At 67.5% G+C, this 25,466-nt stretch carries 22 protein-coding genes; 10 read left to right on the plus strand and 12 right to left on the minus strand.

From position 1 onward, the window contains the following. Positions 1-58 precede the first annotated feature (58 nt). Positions 59-1,888 carry an AMP-dependent synthetase/ligase gene (locus RM50_RS16695; RefSeq protein WP_043454938.1) on the plus strand — a complete coding sequence of 610 codons (1,830 nt, stop codon included), beginning with the start codon at positions 59-61 and terminating at the stop codon, positions 1,886-1,888. Here the strand turns inward: RM50_RS16695 and RM50_RS16700 are convergent. Both RM50_RS16700 and RM50_RS16705 read right to left on the minus strand, forming a co-directional pair. Continuing rightward, entirely contained in the window at positions 1,879-3,126 is a 1,248-nt protein-coding gene (locus tag RM50_RS16700) for a TIGR01906 family membrane protein (protein WP_043454973.1), read from the minus strand. The genes RM50_RS16695 and RM50_RS16700 overlap by 10 nt on opposite strands. A gap of 122 nt (positions 3,127-3,248) precedes the next feature. Continuing rightward, positions 3,249-4,241, minus strand: coding sequence for a stage II sporulation protein M (locus RM50_RS16705; protein ID WP_205622290.1), 993 nt, complete (start codon positions 4,239-4,241; stop codon positions 3,249-3,251). Between the two features lie 87 nt (positions 4,242-4,328). Here RM50_RS16705 and RM50_RS16710 point away from each other — a divergent pair, with 87 nt between their 5' ends. Then, positions 4,329-5,129, plus strand: coding sequence for an RDD family protein (locus RM50_RS16710; protein ID WP_043454939.1), 801 nt, complete (start codon positions 4,329-4,331; stop codon positions 5,127-5,129). 1 nt (position 5,130) lies between these two features. Here the strand turns inward: RM50_RS16710 and RM50_RS16715 are convergent, their stop codons facing one another. From RM50_RS16715 to RM50_RS16730, 4 genes are all read right to left on the minus strand, one after another. Next, a complete protein-coding gene (locus tag RM50_RS16715) occupies positions 5,131-6,369 on the minus strand; it encodes a L,D-transpeptidase (RefSeq protein ID WP_043454940.1) in 1,239 nt (412 codons plus the stop codon). Positions 6,370-6,433: 64 nt separating this feature from the next. Continuing rightward, positions 6,434-7,900 carry an adenosylhomocysteinase gene (gene ahcY / locus RM50_RS16720; RefSeq protein ID WP_043454941.1) on the minus strand — a complete coding sequence of 489 codons (1,467 nt, stop codon included), beginning with the start codon at positions 7,898-7,900 and terminating at the stop codon, positions 6,434-6,436. A gap of 75 nt (positions 7,901-7,975) precedes the next feature. Further along, the gene (locus RM50_RS16725; RefSeq protein ID WP_043454978.1) at positions 7,976-8,203 is read right to left on the minus strand and encodes a Trm112 family protein; all 228 of its coding nucleotides are present in this window, start codon (positions 8,201-8,203) and stop codon (positions 7,976-7,978) included. A 79-nt stretch (positions 8,204-8,282) separates the two neighbouring features. Beyond that, positions 8,283-8,669 (minus strand): DUF3499 domain-containing protein, encoded by a 387-nt coding sequence (locus RM50_RS16730; RefSeq protein WP_043454943.1) that lies wholly within the window; start codon positions 8,667-8,669, stop codon positions 8,283-8,285. Positions 8,670-8,786: 117 nt separating this feature from the next. Here RM50_RS16730 and RM50_RS16735 point away from each other — a divergent pair, with 117 nt between their 5' ends. Next, a complete protein-coding gene (locus RM50_RS16735) occupies positions 8,787-9,299 on the plus strand; it encodes a metallopeptidase family protein (RefSeq protein ID WP_043454944.1) in 513 nt (170 codons plus the stop codon). A gap of 41 nt (positions 9,300-9,340) precedes the next feature. Here RM50_RS16735 and RM50_RS16740 read toward each other — a convergent pair whose 3' ends face one another. The 3 genes from RM50_RS16740 to RM50_RS20485 are packed head-to-tail and all read right to left on the minus strand — an operon-like array spanning position 9,341 to position 14,992. Next, complete coding sequence (locus RM50_RS16740) at positions 9,341-11,062, minus strand: DUF5719 family protein (RefSeq protein ID WP_043454946.1); 1,722 nt, start codon at positions 11,060-11,062, stop codon at positions 9,341-9,343. Next, positions 11,055-14,429: a glycosyltransferase family 2 protein gene (locus tag RM50_RS16745; RefSeq protein ID WP_043454948.1), complete on the minus strand. Its 3,375-nt coding sequence runs from the start codon at positions 14,427-14,429 to the stop codon at positions 11,055-11,057. The genes RM50_RS16740 and RM50_RS16745 overlap by 8 nt, the downstream gene beginning before the upstream one ends. 29 nt (positions 14,430-14,458) lie before the next feature. Then, positions 14,459-14,992: a WhiB family transcriptional regulator gene (locus RM50_RS20485; protein ID WP_082007118.1), complete on the minus strand. Its 534-nt coding sequence runs from the start codon at positions 14,990-14,992 to the stop codon at positions 14,459-14,461. Between the two features lie 390 nt (positions 14,993-15,382). Here RM50_RS20485 and RM50_RS16755 point away from each other — a divergent pair, with 390 nt between their 5' ends. Next, entirely contained in the window at positions 15,383-16,084 is a 702-nt protein-coding gene (locus RM50_RS16755; protein ID WP_043454979.1) for a TIGR03089 family protein, read from the plus strand. A gap of 123 nt (positions 16,085-16,207) precedes the next feature. Here the strand turns inward: RM50_RS16755 and RM50_RS16760 are convergent, their stop codons facing one another. Continuing rightward, positions 16,208-16,768: a GtrA family protein gene (locus RM50_RS16760; protein WP_043454949.1), complete on the minus strand. Its 561-nt coding sequence runs from the start codon at positions 16,766-16,768 to the stop codon at positions 16,208-16,210. Between the two features lie 173 nt (positions 16,769-16,941). Here RM50_RS16760 and RM50_RS16765 point away from each other — a divergent pair, with 173 nt between their 5' ends. The 4 genes from RM50_RS16765 (at position 16,942) to manA (ending at position 21,681) form a co-directional block, all read left to right on the plus strand. Then, on the plus strand, positions 16,942-18,138 hold the full coding sequence (locus tag RM50_RS16765) for a 5-(carboxyamino)imidazole ribonucleotide synthase (RefSeq protein ID WP_082007119.1): 1,197 nt from the start codon (positions 16,942-16,944) through the stop codon (positions 18,136-18,138). Continuing rightward, the gene (purE, locus tag RM50_RS16770; RefSeq protein WP_043454952.1) at positions 18,135-18,719 is read left to right on the plus strand and encodes a 5-(carboxyamino)imidazole ribonucleotide mutase; all 585 of its coding nucleotides are present in this window, start codon (positions 18,135-18,137) and stop codon (positions 18,717-18,719) included. Before RM50_RS16765 ends, purE begins: the two co-directional genes overlap by 4 nt. 10 nt (positions 18,720-18,729) lie before the next feature. Further along, the gene (locus RM50_RS16775; protein ID WP_043454954.1) at positions 18,730-20,379 is read left to right on the plus strand and encodes an LCP family protein; all 1,650 of its coding nucleotides are present in this window, start codon (positions 18,730-18,732) and stop codon (positions 20,377-20,379) included. 63 nt (positions 20,380-20,442) lie between these two features. After that, positions 20,443-21,681, plus strand: a complete 1,239-nt coding sequence (manA, locus tag RM50_RS16780; RefSeq protein ID WP_043454956.1) for a mannose-6-phosphate isomerase, class I — start codon at positions 20,443-20,445, stop codon at positions 21,679-21,681. 72 nt (positions 21,682-21,753) lie between these two features. Here manA and RM50_RS16785 read toward each other — a convergent pair whose 3' ends face one another. Beyond that, positions 21,754-22,809, minus strand: coding sequence for a lipid II:glycine glycyltransferase FemX (locus RM50_RS16785; RefSeq protein WP_043454958.1), 1,056 nt, complete (start codon positions 22,807-22,809; stop codon positions 21,754-21,756). A 90-nt stretch (positions 22,810-22,899) separates the two neighbouring features. Next, positions 22,900-23,922, minus strand: a complete 1,023-nt coding sequence (gene glpX, locus RM50_RS16790; RefSeq protein ID WP_205622291.1) for a class II fructose-bisphosphatase — start codon at positions 23,920-23,922, stop codon at positions 22,900-22,902. Between the two features lie 225 nt (positions 23,923-24,147). Here glpX and RM50_RS16795 point away from each other — a divergent pair, with 225 nt between their 5' ends. Both RM50_RS16795 and RM50_RS16800 read left to right on the plus strand, forming a co-directional pair. Further along, entirely contained in the window at positions 24,148-24,828 is a 681-nt protein-coding gene (locus RM50_RS16795) for a DUF4245 domain-containing protein (RefSeq protein WP_240471982.1), read from the plus strand. A 9-nt stretch (positions 24,829-24,837) separates the two neighbouring features. Then, on the plus strand, positions 24,838-25,452 hold the full coding sequence (locus tag RM50_RS16800; protein WP_043454963.1) for a carbonic anhydrase: 615 nt from the start codon (positions 24,838-24,840) through the stop codon (positions 25,450-25,452). Positions 25,453-25,466 lie beyond the last annotated feature (14 nt).

Here is a 25,466-nt window from a genome sequence, read left to right on the forward strand (position 1 = left end):
GCAACAGATACCTGAAGGAGCCGCTGCCGCGGCGTGGCAGCGGAAACGGAGACCTGTTGTGAGAGAAGCGAGCACGGAACTGCTGGTGGAGCTGGACGCCAACAGCAACGTGACTGACCTGCTGCTGGAGCAGCACGCCGCCAACCCAACCCGCGCCCTGTACCGGCGGAAGGGACCCAACGGCTGGGTGGACGTGCCCGTGCAAAAATTCCTCCAGGACGTCAGCGCGCTTGCCAAGGGGCTCATCGCCGGCGGCCTGGAGCCCGGTGACACCGTGGCCGTTATGTCCCCCACCTCCTACGAGTGGACCCTGGTGGACTTCGCCATCTGGTTCGCCGGCGGCGTCACGGTACCCATCTACGAAACGTCCTCCCCCAGCCAGGTGGAGTGGATCCTCCTGGACGCTGGAGTGCGCCGCGTCTTCGCCGGCGACCGGGCAACAGTGCAGCTGGTCACCAACGTCGTGGCCGGCTCCGCCGAGCTCAGCGACCGCCTGGTCAACGTGGTGCGGATGGATTACGACGGCGAGGCCCCGGACCTTGCCAGCCTCGCCGCTGCGGGCGCCGGGGTCAGCGACGCGGAGTTGGAGCGCCAGCGCAGCCGCGCCGGCCTGGCCGACCTCGCCTCGCTTGTCTACACCTCCGGCACCACGGGCAAGCCGAAGGGCTGTGAGATCACCCATGGGAACTTTGCCCTGGTGGCCAAGAACATCGTGGCGTTCCTGCCCGAGATACTGCAGGAGGGTCCGTCCCGCACCTTGATGTTCCTGCCCCTTGCCCACGTGCTGGCCCGGGCTGTCCAGGTGGTGTGCATGGCCGCCGGTGCAACGCTCGGCCATACGCCCGGGGCCGCCCAGCTGCTCGAGGACCTGGGGACGTTCCGGCCCACGTTCCTGCTGGTGGTGCCGCGCATCTTTGAGAAAGTCAGGGCAACCGCGGCGCACAAGGCAGCTGTGGCAGGCAAGGGCAGGCTCTTCGAGGCTGCAGCAGCAGCCGCCATCGACTACTCGCGGGAACAGGACCGGCAAAGCCGCGGAGAAGGCCCGGGCCCGGGGCTGTTCAGCCGGATGCGGCATGGAGTCTATGACCGGTTGGTCTATCCGCGGCTGCGCCAGGCGCTCGGCGGCGAGGTTGGGTACACCGTTTCCGGGGCCAGTCCCCTTGCCTCCGAGGACGCGCATTTCTTCCGCGGCGCCGGCATTCCCGTCCTCGAGGGTTACGGGCTGACCGAAACGACGGCGCCGTGCACGGCCAACACACCGTCACGCACCAAAGTGGGAACGGTGGGCATACCTGTCCCGGGCACCACCATCCGGGTCGCGGAGGACGGCGAAATCCTGGTCAAGGGAATCGGCGTCTTCAGGGGCTACCACCGTAACCCTGCAGCGCAGGCGGAGGCCTTCGTGGACGGCTTCTTCCGGACGGGCGACCTGGGCGAGCTGGACAAGGACGGCTTCCTGACGGTCACGGGCCGGAAGAAGGACCTCCTGGTGACCGCCGGCGGCAAGAACGTGGCACCGGGGCCACTGGAGGAGAAAATCCGCGCCCACCAGCTGGTGGCCCACGCCGTGGTGGTGGGCGACGGCAAGCCCTTCGTGTCAGCGCTGCTGACCCTGGATCCGGAAGGCGTGGCCAACTGGCGCTCGGAGCGCGGCCTGCCGCCGGTCCCACTTAGTGACGCGATGGACGACCCCCAGGTGCTGGCGGCGCTGCAGGAGGCCGTGGACCTGGCCAACCAGACGGTGTCCAAGGCCGAGTCGATCCGGAGTTTCAAGCTCCTGGACGCGGAGTTCACCGTGGAGTCCGGTCACCTGACGCCTTCCCTGAAACTGAAGCGGTCCGACGTCGTAAAGGAGTTCCAGGCGGAGATCGCCGAACTTTACGGCTGATCCACGGCGTCGGCCCTGGCGGGCTTCACCTCAGGCGCGACACCGCGACGGCGGCGTGTGGGCCAGGTAAAGACCAGCGTCACGATGGAGGCCAGGAGAACCAACCCGGCGATGGCGATGCCGGCATCCATCCAGAACTGGCTGGGGAACAGCCTGATCAACGTGTCGTCCAGGCTGAAGGTCCATGACCCTTCGGCAAAGAAGACCCGGTGGAATTCGGTGAAGAACTGCTGCCAGCCCAGCGCGGCGAGGGTGCCAAGGCCCAGGATCAGGACCAGCATGATGATGGAACCGGCGAAAAGGCCGCGCCGGACGCCGCCGGGGCTGCGCTTGCGCAGGTACAGGATGGCGATCAGTGCAAGGAGGAGCAGAAGCGTCCCGGCACTAAACGTGGACAGGATGACCGCCTTGACGTCCGCCATGTGGCTGACTTCGCCGTCCTTGAACAGTTTCTCGCCTCCGCGGTGCACCAGGTCGCCGAGGTAGCGGGGGCCGGCCCAGTTGCTGAGGTAGTCCACGGCGTAGGAGCCGTAGGTCATCCTGTCGTCGGTGCTGAAGCCGTAGCCGTCACCAGGGAAGCCCGGGCGGTTGTACTCGACCCAGAGGAACAGCGGGCTGGTCACGGCCCGGACGGCCAGGACCAGGAGGATCACGGGGTACATGATGGCCAGCAGGACCTGCATGACGCGCGGCGCCGCCGGTTTGGCGTTCGCGGCGCTTTCCCGCTGGGCGTTGCGGCGCGCCACTTCCTCCTCGGGCGGGCGGACATGCAGCGCAGATGTGGGAAGGGATTCCTTGAAGACCGGTGAACCGGCACCGCCCGGAAGCCCGGTGGAAGCGGCGGCAGACGGAGAGCCGGCTGCAGGACGGCCCGCGGTGGAGGATGCGGGACTTTCGACGCCGGAGGATCCGATGGCGGCTTCCGCCGCCTTCCGGCCGGCCCGGCTTTCCGGCTGCACGGCGTTGCCGGCTTCCGCCTCAGCTGCGGGGGCACCCTTCGCGTCGCCGTCAGTTCCGGCCGTGGCTGGCGCAGTTTCTTCGGCGTCAGCCGGGACGCCGTTCCCCGCAGGACCGCTCCGGAGCCGCTTCCCATCGGCGGCTTTTTCCGTGCCTGGGCTATCCCCGCCGGCGGGCGTCAGCCAGGAGAACGCGGGCTCGTCGGAATCCCCGGATGTGTCCAGGAACGGCTCCGGCTGCGGCGCGGCGCTTTTGGCGCGGGCCGGTGTTTCGTCATTCACAGCAGCGTCACTTCCGTTGGGTTCCACACCGGTCCCAGTGCCGGCGCGATTCATTCTCCTGTCGAGCCTACCGTCCGGGACTTGCACCGGGCGAGGAACCACCCCGGCTGGATTACAACGATTCAGGCAGCGATTTCCGTGTAGCCTGCATCTTCGCGGCGAAGGTCCCCGCGTTCACCGGCGAGGAAGGCACGCCTGCCGAGGAAGAGGACGTACAGCCAATATGCGGCAAGCACAGCCGCGCCGATTCCGATCCTGGCCCAGGCAGGAAGCGGGCTGGGAGTGACGAAGCCTTCCACCAGGCCGGAGACAAACAGCACCAGGACCAGCCCGAGGGCCACGGTGATCAATGACCGGCCTTCCTCCGCCACCGCGCGGCCCCTGGTCCGGGGGCCCGGCGCCACCATGGCCCAGAAGATCCGCAGGCCGGCGGCACAGGCCACAAAGACGGCCGTCAGTTCCATCAGGCCGTGCGGCAGGATGTAGCTGTAGAACACGTCCGACTTTCCGGCTGACGCGAATATCCCGGCGGCGACGCCCACGCCCTGGGCATTGCTGAAGAGGATCATGGGGACCCAGACCCCGGTGATCCCCAAAGCCACCGCCTGGGCGCAGATCCAGGCGTTGTTGGTCCACACGGCACCGGCAAAGGACGCGGCCGGATTTTCCGAGTAGTAGTTGATGAAATCCTGGTCGACGTACTGGGCGGCGGCGGCCTCGGAGGCCACCGCACGCAGCGCCTCGGGGGACGTTCCGATCCAGGCCGCGTACGCTGCAGCAATGATCACGAAGGCTGTTCCGCAGGCAACGGTAAGCCAGGCCAGGCGGTACAGCGCGGCCGGCAGTGCCGCCACAAAGAACCTCGCCAGGTCGGCCATGGCGTTCGAACGCGCGCCGGTGAAACGGGTCCTGGCCAGTGCCAGCGTTGCTGACAGGGAGGCGGACAGCCCGCTTTCGGGAGCCATGGAACGGACCAGGGACAGGTGGCCGGAGGTTGACTGGTAGAGCGCCAGCAATTCGTCGGCCTCGGCGCCGCTGAGCCTGCCCTTACCGGCGAGTTCCTGCAGCCGCGCCCATTTGTCCGCGTTGACGGCGGCAAAGGCATCCATGTCCACGGCTACAGCCTAACGCCCGGCAGTAGACTTTGACCGAACACCATCCGTCCATCCACACACAGCAGCTCCGAAGGGCAGGGACGCAGTGTGAGCCCGATCATCACCGGCGAGGCCGTAGTCCTGGAGCTCCGGCCCGCGAGCTTTGCCGCGCGGGCCCTTGGCCTTGCCATCGACGTCGTCGTCCACGTGGTGCTGCTGATCCTGCTCATGGTTGGCCTGTCCGCCGCCGGCGCGGGTCTGGATCCCGCCGCCGCCCGCGCCCTGGGACTGGCTGCCGCGGTCTTCAGCCTGGTTGTCGTGCCGGTTGCCGTGGAAACAGTGAGCCGGGGCCGCTCCCTGGGGAAGCTGGCCACGGGCCTGAGGGTGGTCCGCGACGACGGCGGTGCCATCCGGTTCCGGCACGCCGTGATCCGCGGGCTGACCGGATTCCTGGAGATCTACCTGACGTTCGGCGGCCTTGCCTTTGCCGTGGCGCTCTTCAATGACAAGTCGAGGCGGCTCGGGGACCTCCTCGCCGGCACGTATTCGGTGCGCAGCCGGGTGCCGGCCGAGGAGGCCGTCCGCGTGTTCGTCCCGCCCCATCTGCAGGCATGGGCGGCAACGGCGGACATCGGCCGTATCCCCGACGCCACCGCCCGCAGGGCGGCGCAGTTCATCCGCCAGGCAGGCAGGATGGTTCCTTTTTCCCGGGCCGGCATGGCGCAATCCATTGCAGCCGAGCTGTCCGCCCACGTGGCCCCGGCCCCGCCGCCGGGGACCGGGTCCGATGACTTCCTGGCCGCCGTCGTCGCTGAGCGGAGGAACCGGGAGTATGCCAGGTTGTCGCAGTTACGCCGGCGGAACACGGAAACGGGGCGCCGTCTCCAGCGCCTGCCGTTCAGCGACTGAATCAGTTGTCGTACTCACTCCAGGGAATGTTCCAGTCGCCGAACCCGTCAGTGTTCGCCGCGTAGTCGCCCTCGGTGTTGATGATCTGGACCACGTCACCGGTTCCCATATTGTCGAACACCCACGCCGCGCCGTCGGGCAGGAATCCGATGCAGCCGTGGGAGACGTTGGCGTTTCCGATGTACGGAAACGCGGACTCCAGGGCCTGGTGGATGTAGGCGCCGCTGAGGGTGAGGCGGATGGTGTATTCGACGTCGGCTTCACCGTAGTAGGCGGGGTCATCGGGCTTCAGCCCGATGCTCGCCGCCCTGAAGTGGTCAAAACGGTTCTTCTCCATCAGCACCGCGTATCCCTTGGCGGAGGGGAAGCGCTTGTCGCCCATGCTGACGGGCAGCGTCTTGACCGGCTGGTCATTGACGCTCAGGGTGAATGTGTGGGCCGTGGCGTCAGCGATGGCCACCTTCTTGTCTCCGATGGAGACATTGACTTTCTTGTTGAAATTGGCGATCTGGCCGTTGCCCAAATCGACGCCGAAGAGCTGCATGTCCATGGTCACGGTGGAGTTCGCTGCCCAGAAGTTTTCCGGGCGGTACCGGACCATGGTGTCGCTGTACCAGTGGAACGCCCCCGTCTGTCCGGCCGTGGTGGTGATCTTGATGGCCTTTTCGACGGCGGCCCGGTTGGTGACCGGTTCGCTGAAGATGATCTGGAGCGGCTGCCCAACACCCACTTTCATGCCGTTAAGCGGGTACACGGCGGCGTCGGCCTCGTGCGAGCTGGACACGGTGTTGAAGGACTGGGTGGTGCTGGTCTCGCGTCCTGCGGAATCCTTGACCACGTATGTGTAGCTGTACTCGGTATTGAAGTCCAGGGGGGCGGTGGCAGACCACGCCGTCCCGCTGGGATCGATACTGCCGTCGACGGTTTTGCCGGCGGTGCTGGCCAGGGTGACGCGCTGGATGGTTCCGTTGGCCACCTTGAGTGAAACGGGAGCGGCAGGATTGACCTGTTTGGCACCGTTGGCCGGGGCCGCGTCCAGGGCCACCGGCGGCACCACGGGCAAGGCGATGCCCGGTGAGGTCCGCAGTGCGGAGCCTGCCTCCGATTCAAGCGGTCCGCCGGCAAGGCCAGGAGCGACGGCGGCGAAAACCCCGCCCACGGCCGCCAGGACACACACGGCGGCGACGGCGAGGATTTTCGTGGCAGTCCCCCGGCGGCGGGGCTTTACATCAGGCTCCATGATTTCGATCCTACGTGCAGGACGTAACAGCCCGGGCGCTGAACTGCGCCCGGGCCCTTACGGCTCAGTAACGATAGTGCTCAGGCTTGTACGGGCCCGCAGCGTCGATGTCCAGGTACTCTGCCTGTTCCTTGGTCAGTTCCGTGAGCTCCACGCCCAGGGCGTCCAGGTGCAGCCGCGCCACCTTCTCATCCAGGACCTTGGGCAGCACATAGACCTGGTTCCCGTACTCGTTCTGGTCCCGCTTCGTCCACAGTTCGATCTGCGCGATGGTCTGGTTGGCGAACGAGTTGCTCATGACGAACGACGGATGCCCGGTCGCGTTGCCCAGGTTCAGCAGCCGGCCCTCGGAGAGAACGATGATGGAGCGCTCCGTGCCGGTGCCTTCATCAAAGACCCATTCGTGGACCTGGGGCTTGATTTCGACCTTCTTGACACCGGGGATGCGGGCGAGGCCGGCGATGTCGATCTCGTTGTCGAAGTGGCCGATGTTGCCCACGATGGCCTTGTTCTTCATGCCGGCCATGTGTTCGGCCAGGATGACGTCCTTGTTGCCGGTGGTGGTGATGAAGATGTCGCCCTGGGCCAGGACTGATTCCAGCTTGGCCACCTGATAGCCGTCCATGGCGGCCTGCAGTGCGCAGATGGGATCGATCTCGGTGACGATGACGCGCGAACCCTGGCCGCGCAGCGCTTCCGCCGCCCCCTTGCCCACGTCGCCGTAGCCGCAGACGACCGCGACCTTGCCGCCCATGAGGACGTCCGTGGCACGGTTGATGCCGTCCGGCAGGGAGTGGCGGATGCCGTACTTGTTGTCGAACTTGCTCTTGGTTACGGAGTCGTTGACGTTGATGGCGGGGAAGAGCAGCTTGCCCTGGTCGGCCAGCTGGTACAGGCGGTGCACGCCGGTGGTGGTTTCCTCGCTGACGCCCTTGATCGTGGCCGCGGTCCGGGTCCACTTCTGCGGGTCGGCGGCGAGGGAACGGCGAAGCACCTCGAGGAAGATGCCGTATTCCTCGGAATCCTCAGGGTCGGCTGAGGGAACGTTGCCCACGGCCTCGAATTCGACACCCTTGTGGACCAGCATGGTGGCGTCGCCGCCGTCGTCGAGGATCATGTTGGGGCCAAGCTCAGGGTTGGTGTCGGCACCGGGCCAGGTGAGGATCTGCTCGGCGGTCCACCAGTATTCCTCAAGGGTCTCACCCTTCCAGGCGAAGACCGGGACGCCCTGGGGATCCTCAACGGTGCCCTTGCCCACAACAACGGCCGCCGCGGCTTCGTCCTGGGTGGAGAAAATGTTGCAGGAGGCCCAGCGGACCTCTGCGCCAAGGGCGGTGAGCGTCTCAATCAACACCGCGGTCTGCACCGTCATGTGCAGCGAACCGGCGATCCGGGCGCCCTTGAGCGGCTGGCTGGCACCGAACTCCTCACGGAGGGACATCAGGCCGGGCATCTCGTGCTCCGCCAGCCGGATCTGGTGCCGGCCGGCTTCCGCCAGGGAGATATCGGCGATCTTGTACTCAAAAGTCATGGGTGGTCCTTTGCTTGGTCCGGGTCCTGGTCCAGTCCCCGTTCGGCTCTTCTTGTGCGGGCGGATGCGGGTGGGCTACTGCTGGGCCACGGCGGGATCGTGCTGGTCCGAACCTGCCGAGAGTGCTGCAGCGAGCAGCTCCGGGGGCAGCAGCAGGGGAATCCCGTCCTCGATGGCGTAGCGGTTCCTGGCCCCCGTCTCCCCGGCTGCGGTGGCCACGAGTTCGTCCCCCTCCTGGACCAGGGGCGAGCCGGTCACGGGGCATCGCAGGACGGACAGCAGCTCGGGACTGATCTTTGGCATTTGTTCATGCTCCCTGGCGGGCGCGCTCGCGCCGGTGGCGGAAAAGATGTGCAGCATCCAGCCTACCGCCAGATGGGGGTCAGGAAGGTTCGCGCAGGACCCGCAGGTGGCCCCTGCGAACCCCCTCGCTGCCCGCCGGCGCCTCAAGGGCAGAATGGTGGGCGCGCTGGGCGGGTGGCTGGGCCTCGGGCGGAAGCGCGGCGGCGTCGCGGACCGCGTTCGCCAGTGCCAGCAGGTCATCGGGTCCGGGCTGCTGGGGTGTGGAGGGCATGGCCAGGCGCAGGACCTCCCAGCCCCGGGGGACGGTCAGCGAATCAGCGTGCTGCTCACAGAGGTCGTAGCAGTGCGGTTCCGCGTAGGTGGCCAACGGACCCAGGACTGCGGTGGAGTCTGCGTAGACGTACGTCAGGGTGGCCACCGCCGGCTGGCGGCAGGCAGACCTTGAACACTGACGGATAGCTCCCACGACATCACAGACTACCCCTTCCACGCTCAAAAGCCGCGCATTGCGGTGCTGGCCGACGCGCCCCCGCCGCTGCGGCGATGTATCGCCTAAACGCGCCACCGGGTTTACAGTCAATGTATGCAGTCATCGAACCATGAATCAGATTTTTCGGTCCGGTTGGCTGACCCGGATGCCCCCACGGGCCCGGGTGTGGAGACTGCCGGGAGAAGCTTCTTCAGGCGGCGCCGGAACCGTCATGGACGTGGGCTCAGGGGCGAGGTAATGCTGCCCACCCACCCCGGATTCCGCAGCCGCGCCGACCGCTTCGACGATATGGTGCTGGACTCCGCCCAGCGGCTGCACGATATCTGGGGCAAGACGCTCGACGGCGTCCGGTTCGGCGTCGACGAAATCCCCCCGGACCTCGAACAGCTGGCTGCCAACGCCTCGGCCGCACCCATGGGCGCCTACACCCCCGCTGCCGGTGGTGAGGGTCCGATGATTACGGTGTACCGGCGGGTGGTGGAACAGGCCTGCTCCAGCGTCGAAGAGCTCCAGGACCTGGTCCACGACGTCGTGGTCGAACATACCGCGGAAATGCTGGGCGTGGCACCTGAGACGCTGGACCCGGTCTACCGCCGCCGTTACTGACGCGGGCGTACCGTGGGCGGGGTCGCGGGACTTCGGCTGGGCTAGGAGCCCAGGCTGACCGGAACGGTCTCCTGGCCCGCAGCAGCCGGCAGGAAGCCCAAGGCTGAGACGTCGTTGCGGCCATCCTGCCCCAGCAGCACCGCCCCGTAGGCCGCGTCACCGGAGGCCGACACCACGTACCCCACAACGTCGGCCCCATCGGCCTGTTCCGGGACGGCAATGGAAGCGGTTGTCCCGCCGGCAATGTCGGCGGTGGCGTTGGCACGCACCTTCCCGTCGGCGGTGATGGGGGCGTAGGTGATGGTGGCCCTGGCGTCCAGCGCCCCGAACACCAGTTGCCGGAGGCCGCCCTTCGGCACCGGGATGACGTGCTGGCTCCCGAGCCGGACCGCGGATGCGGCCCATGCCACGTCCAACGCCTGTCCCGGCTGCAGCCCACGGCCCATGCGCGTGGCGGCGACGATGGAGACGTCGGACGAGGCCTCGACGGTGTACTGGCCCGCGGGCACGCCGGCCAGCGGCACCTCGGTGGTCGATCCGGCTTTCGCGGTGATCACGCCGCCGGATGGAAGCGCATGCTGGCCGTCGCGTCCGTACAGTTTGATCTCCACCACGGCGTCGGCTGCACCGGGAACCGTCAGCTCCAGGGCAGGCCCGGCGTCCTTGTACCCGGCCTGGGCCGTCAGGGCAGCAACCGCGGCGGGGTCCTGGATGTCCACGCCGGTCATGACCTGGCGGAGGGCAGGCGCAGTGCCTGGGCTGATGAAGTCCACGCCCCCGGGTGTGAGCCCGCGCAGTACGCTTTGCTGGATGGTGGCCGCGACCGGACCGCCCGCGCTGCGGACATGAACGCTGAGCTGTGCCTCGTTGGGTGCCAGGCCTGCGAGGACCACGCTGCGCGTGGTGCCGGGGGCAACGAGGAGTCCACGGCTGCCGGGCGCCTGGATCTGGCCGCCTGAACCGAACAGTTCAAGGCTCACGGTTGCCGGGGTGCTGGAGGCGTTGGTGAGGGCCAGCACGGAGGTGCGGCCAACCACGGTGCTGGCACCGGCCAGCCACTGGTCGTTCAAGGGTTGCGAGCAGGACGCAGCGGCGCTGCCCTGGAGGTCGCCGTCGGTCGCGGTGTATTTCATGGCACCTGCTGCCGACGCGTTCTGGTTGGCCACGGCGTCGGCGCGAAGGACGTTAACCTGGTCCACCGTGCGGTCGGCCACCACCCCGGCAAGGAGTTCCTGGGGAGTGCCGGCAGCAGGCGTTGGGCCGGGAGCTTTGGCAATGTCGACGGCGGCCGTTCCGTCGAGGCGTGCGAGCCGGCTTCCGGGCAGCACACCTCCGGCACTGAGCACAGCCGCGCTGACCCTGGTTGCTGCCGTTGCGGACTCGGGGCGGAACTGGGCGTCGGTGCCGGCGTCGGTGCCTTCCAGCAGCCGGGCCGGACCGGGGCACACGCCCACGCTGGCCCCGGCGGGAACGGCGGCCTGGGCCGCCGGCACGGCCCGGCTGGAGCCGGGCCCGGGCACGGCAGTCCCTGCGGCCACTACCGCTCCCGCTGCCGCGAAGATCAGGACGCCGGCTGCCACTCCGGCCACGGAGGCAGCACGGGTGTTGCCGCCCGGCAGGCGGGTGGAACCCCCGCTGGACGGTTTCCTTCCCCTGCCTTTCCTGGAGTCAGGGCCCGGCTTTTCAGCCGGGCCCTGGTTTGCACCCGTTGATTCCGCAGCGGCCGCACTTTGGGCAGCGGCCGGTGGGGTGTGCTCATGCATGCTGGTGTTCCTTACGCAGGGAGCCCTCGTCACGGGAAAGGCCGGTCCGCGGCCGCTGGGCCGGCATGGGGATGGCGAGGATGACGGTCAGGCCTATCACCGTGATCTGGGCGGCAGCCGCCCAGAATGTCCAGGGGTTTTCGTAGCGGACGGTCAGCTGGCCGGCAGAGGCCGGAAGCGTAAAGGCCTGGGACCAGCCGGACGTCGTGGCGGTCAGCTTTCGGCCGTCAAGCCACGCGCTCCACCCGGGGTCGGCACGCTCGGCAAGGACCACCAGCCTGCCCTCCGGGCCTGCAGGGACAGCGGCGTCGACGTCGACCGTTCCGGAGGCGACCAGATTCGTGGCGGCACCGCGGGGATCCACGATGCGCACACGGTGGGCGACCTCCGCTGCCTGGAGCACGGCCTGGTTCAGCGGGCTGATACGCCACAGCCACCCGACATCGGTTTGCCCCACGGCTACGAGGCCGGGCACGGCGTCCATCCTGCTGGCGGTCAGTTGGGCGGCGGTGTCCGCCGAGCGCAGCACCACGAATCCGACACCCAGCTGTTCGAGGTCTGCCCGGGGGTCAACGCCCTGGCCCGCAACCATGGTGGCGACGACGCGCCGGACAGCTGCAGTGACGTCGTCGTCCTCACGCACCTCCTCCGCGCCCGGCGTACCTATGATGTTCCGCGCGGAGGCGATGGCCGAGAGGCTGTCCAGCGTTGTACCGGAACCACGCATCAGTGACGCGTTGTAGGTACCGTCATCGCCGGTGCTGAGCAGAAGGGTCCGGGTCTGTTCAGGCCCGGTCCCGCGGTCGATGGCTGTCGCGGGGAGGGAGCGCCCCGCGGTGGCTTCCACCAGCCGCGGAGTACCCAAGGCTCCCCCGGGTGCGTCAGGTGCCGAACCGGGAGCGGCGGAGGCTTCCCGGACAGCCGTGCCGGTGGGATTTGCCGCAGCTGCGGGACGAAGCAGGTTTTGCGCTGACCACGCAGCCATTCCAGCCAGTGGCCCGGCCAGCAGCAGCACCAGGCCCAGCGCAACGGCTGCGCGGGCGGCTGTCCTGGGTTTGGTTCCGTTCGCCGTTGGCCGTTGGGCTGCGGCGAGCAGTTGTTCACACCCAAGGAGTGCCGCGGAAAGGAGCGCAAAGGAAGCGGCGGAAACCGCGGGGCCGGTGAAAGGCGTCACCATCACGCCCGCGTTCAGGCCGGTGGCCACGTGGCCGGCCAGCCAACTGGCGGCCAGGGCGAGTACGGCAGCAAGCCAAAACCAGCTCGCGGTCCGTGACCGGCGGCCCGGGCTGAAGAGCCCGACAATGGCGAGGAACAGCATTGGCACGGCGATGAGCAGTGCCAGCAACAGGCCCCAGGGGACGGAGCCGTCTGCGAACAGGGCGAGCCCGCGGAGGCGCCGTGCGGGGTCGAAGGCAAGCGGCTGGCCCAGGAGCTGCTGCCAGAGCGGGGCCGCGTCAAAGGCGAGGGGCAGTCCGGGATCGGCCAGGAGGGCGCGTGGCCGGTCCAGGGTGGACAAGGCGAAGGGAATGAACAAGGCTGCACTGGGCAACAGCGCCCACCACACTGTCCGGCCGCGCCGGCCCAGCAGGATGCCACAGAGCACGATCACCACGGTAGCCGGGACCAGCAGGGATGGTGCCGCTGCCGTGGTGACCGCCAGCGCCAAGCCGGCGGCCGCTGCAGCCGTCCATGAGGGCACGCCGTTGATGCCCGCTTTGGCCGGGGGCTGTTCGCCGGGCCGGAGCTCAGGAGCGGATGCGGCGTTGAAGCGGCCATGGCCGACGGCCGATCCGGTTGCCCGCAGCAGGCCCAGGACGACCAGCGGCAGCATGATGTGCGCGATCAGCGCGCCCGCCCGTCCCTGGTTGAGGGCAGCCTGGAGCGCCGGTGCGGCAGCCCACGTCACGGCGGCGACGAAGCGGAGGCGGCGGCGTACCGTCACTCCGCCGGCTGCGAACCAGGCTGTGAGTCCGGCCAGCGGGGCGCCAAGGAGCAGCAGCCACGCCATGGCTGGGTTGGCGTCGCCTGCCCCCAACACGCCGATGATCCAGATGACATAGTCAAAGGGGTCGCCGTGGCCGGGAAGGCCTGCACCCAGGCTGACCCACCAGCTGGACGCGTTGTGCCAGATGTCCCCCAGGCCGGCGGAGACGGGAATCAGGGCTCCCCCGGTTACGGCGGCAGCACGGAACAGTCCTGTCAGGGCAAGGAGCGATGCCACCGAGGCGATGATGACGGCGGCCAGTGCGCCGTTGCCCACCCAGCCGCGCTTACTCGTGGCGAGGGCGGCAAAATCGTCTGCGGCATCACCGGTGGGCTGGTGCGCCAGCGGGTCCTGCACCAGGTGGTCGGCCGCGGAGCCGTCCGATCCCAACGCCTCCATCAAGGACCTGCGATGGCTCCACACTTCCCGGCGAGGCGTCTGGAGTTTGCGGATGACTGAGCGCCGGATGCGCCGTGTACGCTTTGCGGCCCGCCGTGCCTTCGCAACGGCGCCCGGCCGGCCCAGGGCCGCGCAGGTGGCGAGGAGCTGGGAGATGCCATGGCCGGGATCCTTGACCACGATGCTCAGGACCAGCTTGAAAATGCTTCCCAGCAAGGCACCGACCGCGTGTACGGGCACCATCCACAGCGGGCTGTGCTTCAGGCGCAGGTGGACCTGGGCCTTGCGTGCAGCGGAGGGATTTCCGAGCGCCTGCGGGCGGTGCGCAACGTGGAACATCCGGGCTGCCGGAACCACCACGACGCGGTGGCCGGCGAGGCGGTTGCGCCAGCAAAAATCAACGTCGTCGCCGCTGCCCGGCAGGGCTGGGTCGAAACCGCCCAGCCCCTCCCAGACGTCGCGGCGCACCAGCATGCCTGCGGAGTTCACGGCAAAGGTGTCGGTGCGGCCGTCGTACTGGCCCTGGTCCATTTCGTCGGCGTCGATGAGCGTGAGGCGCTCGGCCCACCTGCTGGTGGAAAGGCCTACGTCCAGCAGCCGCCGCGGCGAATGCCAATCCAGTTGCTTGCAGCCGGCAACAGTGACGGACGGGGCACGTTCCACCGCCCCGAGCAGTTCAGCGAGTGCTTCCGGCGCTGGTGCAGCGTCATCGTGCAGGAGCCAGATCCATTCGGTCCTGCCTTCCTCCGTGTTTCCGTTGAACGGGGACAGCGATGCCAGCGCAGCAGAGACGGCGGAACCCATGCCGCCTTTGCCCCGGGGATGGCTGACGACCCCTTCCTCACCCAGGGCCTGGGTGAGGACGCCGTAGGAGTCGTCGGCGGATCCGGTGTCCACGCCGATGGCGCGGTCGACCGGCCGGGTCTGGGCCGCCAGGGCTGAAAGGGTTCTGGGCAGATAGGCACTGCCGTTGTGGGCGACCACAACGGCAGTGACATGGACATCCTGAAGAATTAGATTGCTCGCTTCCTTAGCCGCCGGCGCTCACGCTCGGACAGGCCTCCCCAGATGCCAAACCGCTCGTCATTGGCCAGCGCGTACTCCAGGCACTGCGACCTGACGTTGCAGGCGCCGCACACCTTTTTGGCATCGCGGGTGGAGCCGCCCTTTTCGGGGAAGAAGGCTTCCGGATCGGTCTGTGCGCACAGAGCGTCAGTCTGCCAGCCCAGCTCACCTTCGTCGTCGAAGTCCTGCTGCAGCGGCAACCCAATCCACACCGGCTGGGGGGTCCCGGCTGCGGCGAGCTCCATTGGAGGATCAAGATCGTCTTCGGGTTCCGCGCCGCCGTCAAGGAGCGCTTCGTGCGCTGCAAGGAACGCCGTGGCCTGGTCCTCCAGGACGCTGGCGGAATTCCTGTTATACCGCTCTGCAGCATCAGGATCGGCGGGATCCACGTACCAATCACTTGGCACCCCCCGCGCACGGTACTTTGCCGTTGCCTGGCCGGCTACGACGGCATCTTCCTGGATACGCTCTGCTTGCCCCACGGCGACCCTCCTGATGTTTCAGCCACTGCCTGGATACGTGGACACTCGGTTGTGTGCCGGTATTTACGCAATTGCTTTAGATACCTAATTACACGTGTGTAACTAGGGTGAGTCAAGCCGTTGCCGGGATAATAGACAGTCGCAGCGAAGAAATTTGCGCACGCCACGCCCGGGATTTTGGCCCGGCCCGCTTGCGCCGGTGCCTCAACACCGCCTTTCGGGAAGGAATGGGCGGACAGATGTCCGTACTGGCGCGAAAAATACCCGCCCGGGGCGCAAATAGCAAGCACGCTTAGCAAAGCCAGTGATTAACATCACATTGGCGCTGTTGGTCGGATGCGTGACGCGGAGGCGGATGACCCCGGGTTTCCCGAGTGGCAGGATGAAGCCATGACGACTATCCCCGTAATCGACCTCATGGGCAGCCTGCGATCCGGCAATTCCACTGCGCCGCGACTGACGTGGTACGGACCGGACGGGGAACGGGTGGAACTGTCCGGCCGGGTGTTGGACAACTGGGTGGCGAAAACCAGCAACCTGCTCCAGGACGAACTGGACGCCGAGCCCGGCATGCGGCTGCGGCTGGCGCTGCCGGCCCATTGGAAAGCCATGGTCTGGGCGCTGGCCGGGTGGCAGTTGGGACTGGAGGCTGTCCTCGACGGCGGCCCGGCGGACTTCCTTGCCACGGACGACCCGGCCGGGGCAAGGGAGCAGTACGACGCCGTCGTTGCGGTAGCGCTTCCCGCCCTCGCCATGCGCTGGCCAGGGGACCTTCCCGGCGGGTGCCTGGACTACGCCGCTGAGGTGCGCTCCCACGGGGACGTCTTCATGGCGCATTCGGACCCCGATCCGTCGGCGGCCGCCGTCCACACCGGTGACGGGCGCACAATCCTCCACCGGGAGCTGATCACGGATTTTGCCCAGCCGCACAGTGAAGGCACCAGGCTGCATGTACCCGCCGCTGACGGCCTGGAATCGGCCCTGGCCAATGCCCTGGGAGCGTGGCAGCAGGGCGGGTCGGTGGTGCTGACGCACCCGGACGTGGCACTCACGGACAAGCTCCTGGCGGCCGAGCGCATCCACGGCGGGTAGCCCGGGACAAACGGACCGCGCTCCGCGGCGGAATGCCTCCAGAATGGTGCGGCGAGCCACGCCTTGCCGGTTGCCGGGCGGCGAGCCCCGTCTTGCCGGTGGAAGGCCCGGGCAGGCGGTGTCCTAGGCCTTGGGGCCGCCCTCGGCGGGCGCGGAAGCCGGGCGTTCGGCTGCCTGTGCGTGTTCCTTGTGGGGATGCGCTTCGAGGATCTCGTGGTCGTGGGAGAACTCCGGCTCCTGGTCCAGTTCCTGGTTGAACACCAGGAAGCGGTACGCGAAGAAGCGGACGACGGTGGCCACCAGGATGCCGGCGACCCCGGCGAGGAACAGCAGGTTCTTGTCGTCGATACCCAGCCCGTATTTGGCCAGCGCCGTGAACCCGGTGGAAATGCCGATGCCAATGCCGTTGATGATGACGAACATGACAAACTCGCGGAGCACGTTGGCCTGGCGCCGGTGGCGGAAGGTCCAGAAACGGTTCGCAATCCACGAGAAGACGGTGGCTACCGTGGCACCGACGAACCGGGCCTTCGCCTCGCTGTCGGACATGGGGCCGTGCATCAGGTAATAGGTCAGGCCGTTGTCGATGACGAACGCCACACCGCCAACCGCACCAAACTTGGCCACCTCGCGCCAAAAGAGTGAGGCGAGCCCCCGGATACGATCTGCAAGTGCGCTAAACATGACCCTCCATGGCCGTCCGAACTGTGGGCCACTCGGCCAAGGGTCCATTTTAGCCCCCAAAGCTTGGAGTATGCCCCGGACAGCAGGTGGCCAATGCCACCTCCAAGGGAAATCCCCCGCGCCCGCCGGGCCATAAAAGCGGGATCGCGCCCGTCTTCGGTAGGCTGGCAGATGTGACTTTTCCAGTGATAGGCGTGGTTGGCGGCGGCCAGCTCGCGCGAATGATGGCCCCTGCCGCTACAGCACTTGGCTTTGAACTCCGTGTCCTCGCCGAGGGTGAGGACGTCTCAGCGGTCTCAGCGGTGCCCGCCACGCCGGTGGGTGACTATAAGGACCTCCAGACGCTCCTGGACTTTTCCCAGGGGCTGGACGTGATGACGTTCGACCATGAGCATGTGCCGACCTCCCATTTGCGTGCCCTCCAGGAGGCCGGGGTCAATGTGCAGCCAGGTCCCGATGCCCTGGTACACGCCCAGGACAAACTGGTCATGCGTGCCGCCATCGACCGCCTGGAACTCCCGAACCCCGCCTGGGCGTCCGTGGCGGACGTGGACGCGCTGGTCCGGTTCGGCGAGGAAACCGGCTGGCCTGTGGTCTTGAAGACCCCCCGCGGCGGATACGACGGCAAGGGTGTCAGGATCGTGGCCTCGCCGGAGGAAGCCGCCGAGGCCGCTGACTGGTTCGCCGCCATGAGTCCCCTCCTTGCCGAGGCGAAGGTCGAATTCACCCGTGAACTCTCCGCGCTCGTGGCGCGGACCCCCGACGGCGAGGCCCGGGCCTGGCCGGTCGTGCACACCATCCAGGTGGATGGTGTCTGCGACGAGGTGATTGCGCCGGCACTCGACATCCCGCTGGAGGTCGCCGCCGCCGCGGAGGACGCCGCCTTGCGCATCGCGGCCGAACTGGACGTAACCGGCGTCCTGGCCGTTGAACTCTTCGAAACTCCGGGCACCGGAGCAGGGTTCCTCATCAATGAACTGGCCATGCGGCCGCACAACACGGGCCACTGGACCCAGGACGGCTCCATCACCAGCCAGTTCGAGCAGCACCTCCGCGCTGTCCTGAACCTGCCCCTGGGCGCCACCGACGCACTGGCACCGGTAACGGTCATGAAGAACTTCCTGGGCGGCGGAAACCAGGACCTCTACTCCGCCTACCCCATGGCGCTGGCGGCCGAACCGGCTGCCAAAGTCCACTGCTACGGCAAATCCGTCCGGCCCGGACGTAAGATCGGCCATGTCAACCTGGTGGGCGCATCCACCGCGGAAGTTGAGTCGGTCCGCCGCCGCGCCGCCGCCGTGGCGGGAATCATCCGCGACGGCCGGGTCGGCACCGAAGAAGCATCCGTAATCTTTGAGGAGAACGCATGAGCGCCGAAGCCACCCCAGCCGCCGGTTCCGGCGCCGGCCCCCTGGTGGGGCTGGTCATGGGTTCAGATTCGGACTGGCCTGTCATGGAGGCCGCGGCTGACGCCCTTGCCGAGTTTGGTGTCCCCTTCGAAGCGGATGTGGTCTCTGCCCACCGGATGCCCACCGAGATGATCCGGTACGGCCAGACCGCCCATGAACGCGGCCTCCGCGTCATCATCGCCGGCGCCGGCGGCGCTGCCCACCTTCCCGGCATGCTCGCCAGTGTCACACCGCTGCCCGTGATCGGGGTTCCCGTCCCCTTGAAGACCCTGGACGGGATGGATTCCCTGCTGTCCATCGTCCAGATGCCGGCGGGCGTCCCCGTGGCGACGGTCTCGATTGCGGGCGCCCGCAACGCAGGTCTCCTGGCCGTGCGGATGCTCGCGTCCGGAACGGACGAACTGGCTGCGTCCCTCCGCCGGGACCTCCTGGATTTCGCCGCCGACCTTAACGCCGTCGCCTCCCGCAAGGGCGCAAACCTGCGGCAGAAAGTCAGTGAAGTCTTCCCCGGCGGCTCCAGCGCACTTCGGGGCAGCCGTTAGGGCGGCGGACATGGCCAGCAGCAGCAGCGTCCTGAACACCGGCTCCGGTCCGTCCATGACGGACCCGGTCCGTTATCCGGTCAGCGCTTCCTCCGCGGTCCGCACCAAGCGGGCGTTCGTCCTGGTCCTCCTGACGCTGCTGGTGCCCGGCAGCGCGCAATTGGTGGCAGGCGACCGGAAACTGGGACGTGCGGCACTCCGCGTCACACTGTGCGCGTGGGCCGTCCTCCTCCTGGCCGGGGTTCTCCTGCTGGTCGACCGAAGCCTGGCCATCAGCATCATTACCAACCCGGTCACGTCCCTGGTCCTGGTGGTCCTGCTGGCTGCCCTGGCCCTCGGTTGGGCCTTCCTGTTCCTCAATACCCTCCGGCTCATCCGCCCCGTGCTGCTGGCGCCAAAGGCCCGGCCCGGCGTCGGAATTGCCCTGGTGCTGGCTCTGGTCCTGGGCAGCGGCTCCGTGGGCTATTCGGCCTATCTGCTCAACGTGGGCCGCAACGCCATCGGCAGCATCTTCGGTTCGGGCCCTGCCTTGAAACCCGTCGACGGGCGTTACAACTTCCTGATGATGGGCGGCGACGCCGGCGATGACCGTACCGGCCGCCGCCCTGACAGCCTCTCGGTCCTGAGCGTGGACGCCGAGACCGGGCAGACGGCCATTATTTCCGTCCCCCGGAACTTCCAGAATGCCCAGTTCAGCGAGAACTCGCCCATGCGCGCCCTCTACCCCGACGGCTACAACTGCGGCGACGAATGCCTGATCAATGCGATCAACACCGAGGTCACCAACGAGCACGCCGACCTCTACCCGGGCGTGGACGATCCCGGCGCCCAGGCCACGATGGAAGCCGTTTCCGGGACCCTGGGCATGCAGATCCAGGCTTATGTGCTGGTTGACATGCAGGGCTTCTCAACGCTGATCGACGCGATGGGAGGCATCCGGATCAAGGCCGGCGGCTGGGTCCCCATGAGCGGCTATTTCGATGAAGCCACCAAGACCCACGGCATGCCCCTGGGCTGGATCCCCGCCGGTGACCAGACGCTCAACGGCGCCCAGGCCCTCTGGTACGGGCGGTCCCGCGAGTATGTGGACGACTACTCACGCATCCAGCGCCAGCAGTGCGTCCAGCAGGCCATGCTGAAGCAGCTTGACCCGGCCACCCTGCTGTCGAAGTTCGAGGACATCGCCAACGCCGGCACCAAAGTGGTGGAGTCCAACATTTCCTCGGCCCAGCTCGGCAGCTTCCTTGACCTGGCGATCAAGGCGCGGGGCAAGGACGTCAAGCGGCTCACCATCGGGCCGCCGGACTTTGACCCGTCGTTCTCCACCAACCCCGATTTCGACCAGATCCACGACAAAGTGGACCAGCTCCTGGCCTCGGCGTCCGCCAAGGGCTCCCAGTCGGCCGGCGTATCCGACGATGTGATGGCCGTACCGGCCGCCGGCACCGGACACATCCAGGCGGCAGCGGCCCTGCCTGCCACGCTGCCCGGAACGGTCACGGCAGCCAAGCAACCGTCGCCGTCGGACTTCACGCCCGTGACCACCACGCCTGACGGCGAGCCGATCACCGAAGAGATGCTCACCCAGCTCAAGCTTGCCGGCGATGAAGAGGCCATCCGCCAGCTCGTGGCCACCAACGGACAGTGCGCCCCGCTCTAGCAGCCGGCCGCTATCCGTCGGCGCCCACCCACCTGCGCCCATCCATCAAGGAACGGAAGAGTTTTGTACGAGATTGACAACGTCCTTCGGGACTATGCCTGGGGTTCGACGACGGCGATCGCCTCGCTGCTGGGGCGCGACGAGTCGGGGCATCCGGAAGCCGAGCTCTGGATTGGCGCCCACCCCGACTCGCCGTCGGTGGCGCACCTGCCGGAGGATGGGAGCAGGCAGCCGCTGGACGCCCTGATTTCCTCCGACCCGGAGCACTTCCTGGGCGCGGAGTCCGTGGCCGCCTTCGGGCCCCGGCTGCCGTTCCTTGCCAAGATCCTTGCGGCCGCACAGCCTCTTTCGCTCCAGGTCCACCCAAGCCTGGAACAGGCACGCGAGGGTTTTGCCCGGGAAGACCAGGCCGGCGTGGACCCGCACTCCCCCAGCCGGAACTACAAGGACGACAACCACAAGCCTGAGATGATCTTCGCGCTCACGCCCTTCGAGGCGCTGTGCGGATTCAGGCCGGCGGCAGAAACCCGGACCATCCTGGAGCACGTCGCGCACGCCTTCCCCGAAGACGGGCAGCCGCGGCTGGTCCAGGCACTCCTTGAGGACTTGGCCGCCGAGGATGAAGGGGCCGGACTCCGCCGGGCCTTCGAGCGCCTGATCACGGGCGGCCAGGGCGTGGCAGAGGAAACGGCACTGGTGGTGGCAGCCCTGCTGAAGACACCGCTGGAGCCCTACCAGGCCGAGCTGGGCACGGCCATCAGTCTCAACGAGAAGTACCCCGGCGATCCCGGCGTCCTGATTTCCCTGCTGTTGAACCGCATTTCATTGAAGCCCGGTGAAGCCGTTTATCTTCCTGCCGGCAACGTGCACGCCTACCTGCACGGGCTGGGCGTTGAGGTCATGGCGTCATCGGACAACGTGCTGCGCGGCGGCCTGACACCCAAGCATGTGGATGTCCCGGAACTGCTGCGCACCATCGACTTCCATCCCGTGGCCGTTCCCATGCTGGCCGCCGATACGACAGGAATGGACCAGGAACTCTTCCGTCCGCCGTTCCGTGAGTTCCAGCTGCAGCGCATCGAGCTTGGTCCCGATGCCGGACCGGTTCCGCTCGCCCAGGCCGGAGCGGCGGTGGTCATCGTCGTAGCCGGAGACGTGTACCTGGACTCCCCCAAGGGCGACCTGGCACTGTCCCGGGGCGGCAGTGCCTTCATCCCGGCCGCCGAAGCTCCCGTCAACGTCCACCGGGCGGCCGGCAGCACGGAACCGGCGCTGGCCTTCGCCGTCACCACGGGCCTCTAACGCAACCACAAGAAGAAGGGCGACGGCGGCACTTCCCGGAGTGCCGCCGTCGCCCTTGCGTGTTGAGCCCGGTCAGTTTGCCGGACGCAGTTTCCGGACCAGTGGGCGCACCCGCCCGGCAGCGCCCTTCAGCAGCTGGCGTGCCTGCTGGAGACCCCGGCGGGCCAGCGGCATGGCCTTGGCGTACGCGGGGTAGAACGGCGAGAGCGGCTTCTCCCATGTGCCCAGCAGCATGTCCTCGTGCTTGGCGAACTGCTTCTTGAAATCGGAGATGCCATCGTTGAGCAGGCCGTTGAAGTCGTACCGGCTGCAGCCGTCCTCGCGCATGGACGTCAGTGCGGCCCATTTCACGCCGTAGTTCACGCGCTGCTTTTGCCCCTCGGCGGACACCCCGCCGTACAGCTCGAACGCCGTGGTTCCGCTGCGCGACAGCCAGGTGAACGCCAGCAGCTGCTCGCCGTCGAACGCCCCAATGATCGGGGAGGCGTCACCGAGGTTCCGGAAAATGTCCCGGTAATACTGGTCCTCGTGGATACCAAAGCCCGCCCGCTCCGCCGTCTGGCGGTAGATGGCCAGCACCTGTTCCAGTTCGGATTCGTTCTTGACCTTCCGGAATTCCACGTCGCTGCGCATGGCCTTGCGGATGTTCGCCCGCGTGGACTTGGACATTTCCGCCATCAGTTCGTCATCGGACCGGGTCAGGTCAAGGATGAGGGTGCGCGGGATGAGTACGGTGTTGGTGGATTCCCGGAAGCCCGCTGCGGCGACGGCGCCGGCATAGGGGGAATTCCGGTCCCAGTCCGGTTCGATGCTGAGGGCCACGCCCCGGTGGCGGAGGGCCGCGTGCTCAGCGAGCCGGTTGAGCACTTCCTGCGTATTCTCCACGGCGCACATGGGACCACGCGGAATGTAGACCAGGGCGCGGAAAGGAGCGGGAAGCTTCCGGACCAGCAGCTGGGCAGCACCGATGGTCCGGTCCCCGGCCTTCACCAGGACCCTGTCCACCGACCAGCCGTGCATTGCCTTGGTTTCGCCCCAGCCCCAGAGCTGTTGCGGATGCCCCTGGAACTTGTCGACGTTTTCGTCCCAAAGGGCTCGGTCAGTGCAGGGAACAACGGCAGGAATCATGGCTTAAACCCTATACCAACGCATTAACGCCGAAGCCCCGGGAACGCGCTCGGCGCTCCCGGGGCTTCAGTGCCAGCCACTGGGGGCAGGTCAGCTCTTGCGGGCGTAACCTTCCCACTTGTCGGCGCGGTGCTCGCCGTCAACGAAACGGATGGTGCCCGACTTGGAGCGCATCACGATGGACTGGGTGAGCACCTTGTCCTTGGAGTAGCGCACGCCCTTGAGGAGGTCGCCGTCGGTGATGCCGGTGGCGGCGAAGTAGCAGTTGTCGCTGGAGACCAGGTCGTTGGTGGAAAGCACCCGCTCGAGGTCGTGGCCGGCGTCGAGGGCCTTCTGCTTCTCCTCGTCGCTGGTGGGCCAGAGGCGGCCCTGGATGACGCCGCCCAGGGACTTGATGGCGCAGGCCGCCACGATGCCTTCCGGGGTGCCGCCGATGCCCATGAGGGCGTCCACACCGGTGCCCGAGCGGGCGGCGGCGATGGCGCCGGCAACGTCGCCGTCCATGATGAACTTGGTGCGCGCGCCGGCTTCACGGATCTCCTCCACCAGCGGGCGGTGGCGGTCACGGTCGAGGATCATCACATTGAGCTGGTTGACCTTGACGCCCTTGGCCTTGGCAATCAGGTGCAGGTTCTGCTTGACCGGCAGGCGCAGGTCAACCATGTCCGCGGCCTCCGGGCCGGTCACCAGCTTTTCCATGTAGAACACGGCAGAGGGATCGAACATGGAGCCGCGCTCGGCAACGGCCAGGACGGCCAGGGCGTTGTTGATGCCCAGGGCGGTCAACCGGGTTCCGTCGATGGGGTCGACGGCCACGTCCACCTCGGGGCCGGTGCCGTCGCCAACGCGCTCACCGTTGAACAGCATGGGGGCTTCGTCCTTTTCGCCTTCGCCGATCACCACGACGCCGTTGAAGTGGACGGTCTGCAGGAAAGAACGCATGGCGTCGACGGCGGCGCCGTCCGCAGTGTTCTTGTCGCCGAAGCCCACCCAGTGGCCACCGGCGATGGCCGCGGCCTCCGTGACGCGGACAAGCTCGAGGGCGAGGTTGCGGTCCGGCTCGTCGTGGCCCACCGCAAGGGACGGTGAAATCGTGGAGTACTTCTGGGTCATGGACGCTGGTGACACGTGAACCTCTTCTTCGAGTGGCGATCATTGAACCCGCCTGCCGGTGCAGCAGAACGGTGATTCCTCTGCTACCGATCATAGTCGCGGCGCCGCGCCGGCGGCGGCCCGTGACGCGGCCCCGCAATGTACCCCGCCGGCGTACGGGCGTCCCCGCCAGGGCCCGAATGGAAGTGAGGCTCCGGGATGGGCGACTATAGAGGGGTGAATGACATGCAGGAAGCCACCAGTCCAAGCTCCGGCCAGGCCAAGCCCGAAGGGCGCACCGGCGCTAGCGGCAGCAGTGCGGACGCCCCGGTTAAGCCCGTCATTCCGGCGGCCGCCGCCAAGCGCGCCAACGCCTCGGTGATCGGCATGATCATTGCCCTGGTGCTCAGCATTGCGGCGTTCCTGCCCGTCGTGCTCATGAATCCGCAGCCCAAGACCGAGGGGTACCGGCCGGACATCGACGTTGCATCGGTGGCCAGGAACGCGGCGGATGTGGCCGGATTCACACCCGTCGCGCCGGACACCGGCAACGCCTTCCGCGCCAACTATGCCCGCTGGGAGGCAGGCACCGGCAACGGCGTCCCCACCTGGGAGGTCGGCTACCTCACCCCCAAGACATCCTTCATCGCCCTGGTGCAGACCAGGAGCGCCAACCCCACCTGGCTCCTCCAGCAGACGAAGAACGCCCCTGTCACCGGGTCCCGGAATGCCGGCGGCCAGGAATGGGAACTGCGGGACACCGGCAAGGGTGAAAAGTCGATGGTGCTGAACTACCGCGGCAGCACCGTCATCCTCTCCGGCGCGGCACAACTGGACGAATTCGCGGCACTCGCTGCCGCCGTCGTCAGCTCCCTCGACAGCAACCCGGCCGTCACAGTTTCACCCTCGGCGGCCCCCACGCCGTAAGGTGGGGCCGTGACGACTAACCTGACCCCTGCACTGGCCTGGCGCCGCCTGCGCGAAGGCAACGAACGTTTCGTAAACGGCGAGTCCTCCCATCCGAACCAGAATGCTTCGCGCCGCTCATCACTGGTGGAGACGCAGAGCCCCTTCGCGGTGATCTTCGGCTGCTCCGACTCCCGGCTCGCCGCGGAAATCATCTTCGACGTCGGCCTGGGCGACGTCTTCGTGGTCCGCACCGCCGGCCAGGTGATCGATGACGCCGTCCTGGGTTCCCTTGAATACAGCGTCGGTGTGCTGAACGTGCCGCTGATCGTCATTCTTGGGCACGACAGCTGCGGCGCCGTGACTGCCACCAAGGACGCCGTGGAGACCGGCGAAATGCCGGCGGGCTTCATCCGCGACCTCGTGGAACGCATCACGCCCTCCGTCCTGACGTCCCTGCGCAATGACCAGCCCGAGGTCAATGACATGGTGGTGGAGCACGTCAAGCAGACGTCGCAGCGCCTCGCCGACAGCTCGCGTGTGATTTCCGACGCAATCGAGGGCGGCCGCACCGCCGTCGTCGGCCTTTCCTACCGGCTGGCAGAAGGCCGCGCGGACTTGGTTTACGGAATCGGAGAGCTCTAGCAGCCGGGCGCCGG

Source organism: Pseudarthrobacter phenanthrenivorans (assembly GCF_000813845.1).
Classification (GTDB): domain Bacteria; phylum Actinomycetota; class Actinomycetes; order Actinomycetales; family Micrococcaceae; genus Arthrobacter; species Arthrobacter phenanthrenivorans_B.